The organism is Lysinibacillus sp. AR18-8 (assembly GCF_001705465.1).
GTDB classification, from domain to species: Bacteria; Bacillota; Bacilli; order Bacillales_A; family Planococcaceae; genus Lysinibacillus; species Lysinibacillus capsici.
In genome coordinates this window covers 137,920-146,832 of sequence record NZ_MDGU01000052.1, presented here as the reverse complement: position 1 = coordinate 146,832, position 8,913 = coordinate 137,920, and the positions used below count along the sequence as shown (strand labels likewise).

The following is an 8,913-nucleotide window of genomic DNA, read 5'->3' as shown; positions in this document are numbered from 1 at the left end:
TACTTTCCTTTTCTTCAATGTAAGCTAGAACTGCGGCTAACTTTTGTTCATCAGAAATCACTAACTGCACCCCCTATATTAGATTTTTTAAGTCCAATATTTTTGGGGTCAGATCACTAAATCCCCTAGGAGTGACGCTGGCTCCACTCCAATCAACCATTCTGCAAATTGTCTTTACTTTTTCATAGTAGCATAGTGATCAAATAGCCCATTATCAGAGGATGATGGGTGACAACACCTCTTCATAAAGAATAATGAACACCTTCACTATATTTGAAAACCGTTGCTAAAGATACAGGATTGGAGTAAAGGCTACTTGATACCTTTCAATTGACTGTTTTGTTTTTCTTATTATTTTATTGTTAATGTATCTAAAGGCTTGAAGTCATTTAACTGATAGCTTTTTATCTCGTTACGCGCTATTGTATACAGCGTATCATCTATATAGACAACACGTTGTACAACTTGCTCCCCATTTTCATAGGACTCATTATTATTACGATTGATTATATTTCCTTTCAATACTATCCCTTTCTCTGCAGTAATTTCATAAATTTGAGCACCTTGACCTTGATAGACAACTTCGTCTCCCTTACCTGCCTCATACAGTACTACAGGGAAGCCAAAATAGTTGTATTCCTTATTGCGGAATAGCGCTTTAGGATTGTATTGCACTTCAGAGGAAGAACCTTTCCCACCAATTTTTACGGTTGATTGTTCTTTCGGATTTCGGAAGTCTGATACATCGAATAGGGACATCTTCATATTGGTTGTCACAGTAAAATTACGTTTCGTATACGAATCATAGCGTTGCTCCGTATCATAACCAATACCAATTAAATGCGTATCATCTAATGGATGTAGGTAATTACTGAAGCCAGGAATCTTCAATTCCCCTAGTACAGCAGGCTTTTTCGGATTCGCTACATCAATGACAAATAGTGGATCCACTTGTTTAAATGTCACCACATATGCTTTTTCTCCCATAAATCTAGCTGAATATATCTTTTCTCCAGGCGCCATATCTTTTACTGCACCAAGCGGTTTTAAATGTTCATCCAAAATAAAGAGATGGTTATAGGAAGTACTTTTCTCATTCCACGTATTACCTTCTGTTGTAAAGATCCGGAAGTTCCCCTTATATTCATCCATTGAATACTGATTTAACACAGTTCCCTTTACTTCCGTACTTCCGACAAAGTTCAAAGTCGTTCCATCTACATTCCACTTGAAAATTTGAGTGTCGGCTGACCTCGGTAACCAAATCATATCCATGACGCGCTTTTCTGATGAAACATCAATACTACTTTCATACATTGGTGTCGTTAAATACAGGGCTTTCTCTGACATATAAAGACCACTACTTCCACCTAAGTACCCTTTCGTATTGGCAGTTGTCTTAGCTCCATTTTTTAAATCGACAGCTGTAATTAAACTATAGGTACCATCCATCGTATTTGGTAAGATTGAGATTTTTTCCAAAGGCAGACTTTGGTACTCTGTTCCTGCCATACTATCAAATGTTTTAGGCTTTAAATCGGTTTTATTGTCTTCTTGTAGCATCCAGTAATTTGGATACATATTACCGATTAAATATAATGTGTCATTCGTTATGCGAATATCCTGCAAGAAGCCTTCTTGCCCAACATCACGTACATGCTTTGGATTACTTGGATTTGAAATATCATAAATTGAGGCTGTTACCATAGCTGTGCCTGCTTTTTCAATATATTGATCCCCGATGGCAATTAATAGATTGTCATATAGGGCAAGCTTAGAAATATATTGGGAATGTTTTAATTTGATACTTGTAGCCATCTTTAAATTCTTAGGATCTTTAGCATTCACCACTGTAATGCTCTGATCTTTTGCAGTGTAAATAAAGCCATCTTTTACCACTACAATGTCTCCCTCTTCTACCCCCTCTACTTGATTATTAGTTGTAGACTCATTATTAGCTGTTGCTTTATCTTCACTTGCTGTACTTTGTAAGCTCTCTTCTTCTCTAATTTCTACTCTTTGAGTTGTTAACAACTTTTTAAAATACTGCTGTAACTCTTTCTCCGATTTAACGGCTGTTAATGTCTCGATAATTGTAAATGGAATTGTCTGTGAAGCTACATTCAGTCCGCCTTGTGCAAAGGCCTCCTTTTTTACATGCAATTGATAATTACCTGGTGCTAACTTTTTCACCACTATCGTTTTTTGATCTTCCAACAATTCAATTGTTGCAGGTACTTTGCTTCCTTTTTCCGTAGTGATATAGACATATTCCTCAGTTATTTTGTTTTTCTTTAAAGCAACTGAAAAAGATGCTTGCCAGTTTTGTGTTGCCATACTTGCGCTAGCCGCCTTTGCCGTCACATCTGTATTCACTATCAATGTAAAAATTCCAGGCACGATAGCTAGAACGATAATCAGCATAATTGCGAACCATTTACTTTTCATCATTTTTCCTCTCCTTCATATACTTGTTTATTAATTAGACTAGTAAAAAAGAGGAAAGTTACATTTTTCTGAAATTTTCTAAGTAAGTTGAGGCACAATAAAAAACGAGAGGGAAACACTTCCCTCTCGTCTATTCTTCAAATGGCCATTTAGGCAACATATTTTTTAATGGCTTATCTTGTCGTCTTCCCAATACATAATCTGCCTGCATAATAGTATGAATTTCGCGAGTCCCTTCATAAATGACTGGTGCTTTGGAGTTTCTTAAATAACGGGCAACTGGATACTCGTCTGAATAGCCATAGGCTCCATGAATCTGGACCGCATCATCCGCAGCCTTATTCGCAAAATCACAAGACTGCCATTTTGCCAATGATGTCTCTCGAGTATTTCGAACACCTTTATTTTTCAATTCTCCAACACGATAGACAAGGAGACGACTCATTTGATAGCCTGCTTCCATATTAGCAATCATTCGTCCGACAAGCTGATGCTCACCAATAGGTTTACCAAATGTCTCTCGTTCATGACAGTATTTCACACTAGCCTCTATGCAAGCTTGGATCAAACCAACAGCACCTGCTGCTACTGTAAATCGACCATTATCTAGCGCAGACATGGCAATTTTGAAACCCTCGCCCTCTTCACCAAGTCGGTTTTCAATTGGCACACGTAAATCTTCAAAAAAGAGCTCACCTGTATTACCAGCACGAATACCATATTTTCCTTTTATCGCTTTAGATGTAAAGCCAGCCATGGAACGTTCTACAATAAACGCACTAATTCCATGATGTTTTTTTGATTTGTCTGTATAGGCAAATACGATAAAGTGGTCTGCAATATCACATAAGGAGATCCACGTTTTTTGCCCATTGAGGATATAATGATCTCCATCACGGACGGCAGTTGTTGACATGGCAGCTACATCAGACCCAGCCCCTGGTTCTGTGAGACCAAAAGCTCCAATCCGTACACCTTTAGCTTGCGGAACAAGGTATCGCTGCTTTTGCTCTTCAGTCCCCCACTGCATTAAGGTCATGCTATTTAAACCTGTATGAACAGATACGGCTGTGCGAAATGCCGTATCTCCCCGTTCAAGCTCCTCACATACGATAGCAAGTGCATTATAATCCATGCCACTACCTCCGTATTGTTCAGGAACACAAACACCCATTAAGCCAAGCTCAGCAAGTCTGGACCAAATTTTAGCATCAAAGCCACCTTCAGCATCCCATTTAGCAATATAGGGAATGATTTCTTCATCAACAAACTGTCTTACTGTTTTCCTTAGCATTTCCTGCTCAGTGGACATTTCAAAGTTCATGGTCAGCACCTACCATTTCACAATCATAGCAGACTTATGTGATGTCTCTTTAATGACCACACCTCGTTTAGCCATCTCTTCAATATACGTATCACCTGGCACGATTGCTTCAGGCGGGAATACACCATGCTCTGTAATAGCACCGGCACCAATCATCTGAGCAACAACTGAAATCGTATTTGCCGTAGCACGGGCCATCGCTGTTTCATTAATTGTCATATCTTTACGTACAACCATTTCATATTCATATGTCACCTGCTGTTGGGCCTTTTCACCTGCTACAATAACACGTAACAATACAGCATCAGGTTTTGAGCCCAATTCAAGCTTCTTTTTGAGTGCCTCTCGTACGACTGCACGAACAGGCACTTCTTGATTATCCACTTCTACCTTATTCGCAGAATCAAGGAAGCCTAAGTCTGCTAAAAGTTTAAATTTCTCAGCATGGCCTTTATAACGGATGGTTTTATATTCTAATGTGCGGACATTCGGGAATGTCTTATACAATGTGGAGATACCACCAGATGTATAAAATGCCTCAAGCACACCGAAATCATCAAAATAAATAGGTTCAACGCCTGATAGGGATGGAACTTCTTCAAGCTTGCCCTTCTGAATCGTTTTTGAAGGCTCAGTATAATGATCGAAAACGCCATCTAAAGAAAATACGCGTGTATAATGAAGCGGAGGCTTTGGCTCAGTTGGAATACCACCAACAAATAGTTTAATAGATTCTACTTCGTCTAATTTTGAAGCACCATAGCCCGCTAGAATATTGATCATGCCGGGAGCAACACCTAGGTCAGGAATGATTGTAACACCTTTTGCCTTTGCTTCCTCATGTAAATCTAATATCTTCTCTGTAACGCCACCGATATGACCACCTAAATCAACGGAATGGACGCCTGCCTCAATAGCTGCTCTTGCTACTCGTTCATTGAACGAATAAAACAATGCATTGACGGCAACATCCCCCTTCGAAATAACACTCATTAATGAATCGTCACGTTCTGCGTGTAGCTCTACCACTTCTACCTTATTTGTATCTAGCGTATCTACAAAGTCCTGTGCAACTTTTACATCGATATCACCTAAATACACACGCTCCACTTTATCGTTTTTTATTAAATCACGAGCTACCTCTTTCCCCATTAAACCTGCACCTAATACAACAACTTTCATCAAGAACATCCCCTTTCGTTGATCTGTTACTCTGTATCGATTTGTGCTCTTTGTAATTTACCGCTGTAGTCTACATAAATACTCTTCCACTCTGTGTATACATCTAGGGCTGCTACACCTGAATCACGGTGTCCATTTCCTGTCCCTTTAGTACCTCCGAATGGCAAATGGATTTCAGCACCTGTTGTGCCAGCATTTACATAAACAATACCTGTATCTAAATCACGTTGTGCGCGGAAAATTGTATTGACATCTTGGGAGAATATTGAGCTAGATAAGCCAAATTTCACACCATTATTTACTTCAATTGCTTCTTCCAAACTTGCCACTTCAATTAGAGATACGACTGGACCAAAGATTTCTTCTTGAGCAATAATCATGTCAGGCTTCACATTTGTAAACAATGTTGGCTCATAATAGAACCCTTTATCATAAGGTGGTTCATTTAGTATCCTGCCACCTGCTAATAATGTAGCACCCTCTTGTTTACCTATTTGTACATAGTGATTAATTTTTTCCAATGCTGCTTTATTAATCACTGGCCCGATTTTTACTCCCTCATCTAGACCATCCCCAATTGTGAGCTTTTGCATTTCATCTAAGAGACGTTTCTCTAATTGTTCTTTTACATCTTTATGCACAATGACTCGACTACATGCTGTACACCTTTGCCCAGCAGTACCAAATGCGCTCCATAAAATCCCTTCTGTGGCTAGCTGTAAATCAGCATCATTCATGACAATAACAGCATTTTTGCCACCCATCTCTAAAGAAACCTTTTTCAAATGCTTCCCGCCAAGCTCAGCTACTTTACTGCCCGTTGTTGTAGAACCTGTAAAAGAAATAACCTTGACGTCAGGATGTTCAATTAATGCTGTGCCTACTGTAGGTCCTGTACCAAATACGATATTAGCGACACCATCTGGTAAGCCTACTTCCTCAAAGATTTTACCCATTTCATAGGCCATCATTGGAGTCTCATTAGACGGTTTCCAAATGAATGTATTCCCTGCAACAATGGCAGGAAATGACTTCCATGTGGCGATAGCAACAGGGAAATTCCAAGGTGTAATGAGTGCTACAACGCCTATAGGTGCCCTTACACTCATAGCAAATTTATTGGCAAGCTCAGACGGTGTTGTTTCACCAAACAATCTACGTCCTTCACCAGCCATATAGTATGCCATATCAATTCCTTCTTGGACTTCTCCTCTAGCCTCTTCAATGACCTTGCCCATTTCTTTTGTTAAAACGGTCGCCAAATGTTCTTTTTTCTCTTTCATTTTTTGACCGATGGCATATAAATAATCTGCACGTTTTGGTGCTGGTATAAGTGCCCAGCTCTTTTGTGCTTGTTTAGCAACAGCTACAGCCTCGCCTACCTCATTCGAAGTAGAGCGTGGAATGGTAGCAAGCTGCTCACCGTTTGCAGGGTTCGTCACTGCTATACTTTGTAAATGTGAATGTGTGATCCATTTACCACCGATATAGTTTTTAATCTCCACTACATACACCCCCTGAAATACTCTATGATGCCTCAGCTGTTGTACCAGTCGTATTCCATAGGTATAAGTCTATGAATTTAACCAGAATCCATTTCGCCTTGGAATAATTGCGTCCGAGCAGTGGAATGTGCTTACACGTTTCACTATTCGTGACAGCTACCAGTGGCTTTATCTCCATACATCAATAGTTGCTCCCCACCAAAAGAAAAAATGTCTCATTAAGAATCTTGGAGTGAGCGGAGATAAAATATGTCAAAATTCCGAATTTTCAATATACACCACACCTTGTAATACTAGCATTTCAATAATAATCGGTGACAACTGCCAGAGGCTTTATTTCCACTTAACTTCCTTACCTCAATATAGAGGATGACTTCTAAATTTAGAAGCCTCTTAAGGTTATGTATATTCACAATACCCTTAGTTAAATGAAAATAAATAATACACATTCTAGTTTTTTATATTCGACATTTTCTAACTAATTCCCTTTTTTTCTAAAATATTTAATTTTCTATTGAAACCAATGTAACTTATAATCGTATACAATATCATTAAATTTTTTTTGGAGGAATCCCTTTATGAATAATCATGAAATTGACTACAAGTTATTTGGTGACGACATGCAATATGTGCAAGTTGAGCTTGACCCTCAGGAAACAGTTGTTGCAGAAGCAGGAGCGTTAATGATGATGGATGATTCGATCCATATGGAAACTATTTTTGGTGACGGCTCACGAGGTGGCTCACAAAGTGGTCTAATGGGTAAATTATTAGGTGCCGGAAAACGCCTAATAACAGGTGAGAGTTTATTCATGACAACATTCACAAACGTTGGCTCAGGTAAGAAGCATGTTTATTTCGCATCACCATACCCAGGGAAGATTATTCCGATGGATTTAAGCCAATTAAACGGTAAAATTATCTGTCAAAAAGATGCATTCTTAGCTGCTGCTAAAGGGGTCTCTGTTGGCGTTGAATTTCAGAAAAAAATTGGAGTAGGCTTCTTCGGTGGTGAAGGCTTCATTATGCAAAAGCTAGAAGGTGACGGCATGGCATTTGTTCATGCAGGAGGAGCCATTCATGAAAAAACATTACAACCGGGTGAAGTTTTACGTGTGGATACAGGATGTCTTGTAGCAATGACATCCAATGTGGATTACGATATTGAAATGGTTGGAGGCGTAAAAACAGCCCTGTTTGGAGGCGAAGGAATCTTCTTTGCTACATTACGTGGTCCTGGAACAGTGTGGGTACAATCATTACCATTTAGCCGTTTAGCCAGTCGTGTCTTTGCAGCTGCACCTATTTCGCAAGGTGGAGGCGGTCAATCTAAAGGTGAAGGCGGTATCGGCGGCTTATTCGATTTATTCAATAGATAAAAAAATGGAGCATATCTTTCACCGATATGCTCCTCTTTTTAATCAATTCGATTGGATATTGCCTTGCCTTGTCCATAAGCAGTCAAAGCTTTTACATTTAACATTAGCATAGCCGTTCTCGTTTCTAATGACGCGCTACCGATATGTGGCAGAGCTACTACATTTGGAAGTGTTAATAAGGGATGATCCATCGCAATCGGCTCTTGTTCAAACACATCTAGTCCTGCAGCCCAAAGCTTCCCATTTTTAAGAACATCGTATAGCGCATCCTCATCAATAATTCCACCACGTGAGGCATTAATTAATACCGCATCTTCTTTCATCAAAGCAAGTTCCTTTGCACCAATGAGTCCTTCCGTATCACTATTATAAGGTGTCATAATCACAACAAAATCAGATTGCTTTAATAGATCCTCCAGCGAAACATACTGGAAGCCATACATTTCTTCTGCTTCATGACGACGTCTGCGATTATTATACAAGATTTTCATATCAAACCCTTTTGCTCTTCTAGCAACAGCTTGGCCAATTCTCCCCATGCCAATAATGCCAATTGTGGCTCCTGAAACATCCTTGCCAACCAGTTGCATTGGATACCAGCTTTTCCATTTGCCCTCACGTAAATATCTTTCACTTTCTGGAATTCTACGAGCAGTTGCAAGCAGTAAGCCAAATACTAAATCCGCAGTTGTATTAGTTAAAACTCCAGGCGTATTTGTCGCCATAATGCCTCGTTTTTTTAAAGCCTTCACATCGATATTATTATATCCAACTGCTAAATTCGTCACTAATTTTAAGTTGGGTGCATGCGAAAGTAATTCTTCATCTACTTGGTCAGCTATCGTTACCCACAGTACCTCACAGTCAGCGACAGCTGCGAGCAATTTTTCACGTGGAATCACAATTTCTTCCTCATCCCATTGTGAGATTTCATAAAACTCCTGTAGCAGTTCAACAATATGTGTAGGAAACTTACGTGTTATAAATAATTTCTTTTTCATGCTCCAAACACCCCTCTACTCAATTCCCTAATTCGCCTATAGCGTAACACTTAAAACAAGCATTTTCTAGGGTT

The 8,913-nt window shown here is 39.3% G+C and carries 7 protein-coding genes; 1 reads left to right on the top strand and 6 read right to left on the bottom strand.

Features of this window, described 5'->3' with window-relative positions; genetic code table 11:
• Nucleotides 1–351 precede the first annotated feature (351 nt).
• From BFM98_RS22445 to BFM98_RS24095, 5 genes are all read right to left on the bottom strand, one after another.
• Nucleotides 352–2,448, bottom strand: coding sequence for a beta-propeller domain-containing protein (locus BFM98_RS22445; protein ID WP_066038440.1), 2,097 nt, complete (start codon nt 2,446–2,448; stop codon nt 352–354).
• 130 nt (nt 2,449–2,578) lie between these two features.
• On the bottom strand, nt 2,579–3,772 hold the full coding sequence (locus tag BFM98_RS22440) for an acyl-CoA dehydrogenase family protein (RefSeq protein ID WP_048393298.1): 1,194 nt from the start codon (nt 3,770–3,772) through the stop codon (nt 2,579–2,581).
• A gap of 9 nt (nt 3,773–3,781) precedes the next feature.
• A complete protein-coding gene (locus BFM98_RS22435; RefSeq protein WP_048393296.1) occupies nt 3,782–4,954 on the bottom strand; it encodes a saccharopine dehydrogenase family protein in 1,173 nt (390 codons plus the stop codon).
• A gap of 26 nt (nt 4,955–4,980) precedes the next feature.
• Nucleotides 4,981–6,459 carry an aldehyde dehydrogenase family protein gene (locus BFM98_RS22430; protein ID WP_004229708.1) on the bottom strand — a complete coding sequence of 493 codons (1,479 nt, stop codon included), beginning with the start codon at nt 6,457–6,459 and terminating at the stop codon, nt 4,981–4,983.
• A gap of 22 nt (nt 6,460–6,481) precedes the next feature.
• Entirely contained in the window at nt 6,482–6,637 is a 156-nt protein-coding gene (locus BFM98_RS24095) for a hypothetical protein (RefSeq protein ID WP_155483370.1), read from the bottom strand.
• Nucleotides 6,638–7,037: 400 nt separating this feature from the next.
• On the opposite strand from BFM98_RS24095, the gene BFM98_RS22425 reads away from it, so the two are divergent.
• Nucleotides 7,038–7,838 (top strand): TIGR00266 family protein, encoded by an 801-nt coding sequence (locus tag BFM98_RS22425; RefSeq protein ID WP_004229711.1) that lies wholly within the window; start codon nt 7,038–7,040, stop codon nt 7,836–7,838.
• Nucleotides 7,839–7,876: 38 nt separating this feature from the next.
• Here BFM98_RS22425 and BFM98_RS22420 read toward each other — a convergent pair whose 3' ends face one another.
• Nucleotides 7,877–8,839, bottom strand: coding sequence for a 2-hydroxyacid dehydrogenase (locus BFM98_RS22420; protein WP_004229713.1), 963 nt, complete (start codon nt 8,837–8,839; stop codon nt 7,877–7,879).
• Nucleotides 8,840–8,913: the final 74 nt, after the last annotated feature.

Excerpts from the sequence above, each read along its gene's own strand:
- BFM98_RS22445 (WP_066038440.1), bottom strand. The coding sequence starts at position 2,448 with ATGAAAAGTAAATGGTTCGCAATTATGCTGATTATCGTTCTAGCTATC.
- BFM98_RS22440 (WP_048393298.1), bottom strand. The coding sequence starts at position 3,772 with ATGAACTTTGAAATGTCCACTGAGCAGGAAATGCTAAGGAAAACAGTA.
- BFM98_RS22435 (WP_048393296.1), bottom strand. The coding sequence starts at position 4,954 with ATGAAAGTTGTTGTATTAGGTGCAGGTTTAATGGGGAAAGAGGTAGCT.
- BFM98_RS24095 (WP_155483370.1), bottom strand. The coding sequence starts at position 6,637 with ATGGAGATAAAGCCACTGGTAGCTGTCACGAATAGTGAAACGTGTAAG.
- BFM98_RS22425 (WP_004229711.1), top strand. The coding sequence starts at position 7,038 with ATGAATAATCATGAAATTGACTACAAGTTATTTGGTGACGACATGCAA.
- BFM98_RS22420 (WP_004229713.1), bottom strand. The coding sequence starts at position 8,839 with ATGAAAAAGAAATTATTTATAACACGTAAGTTTCCTACACATATTGTT.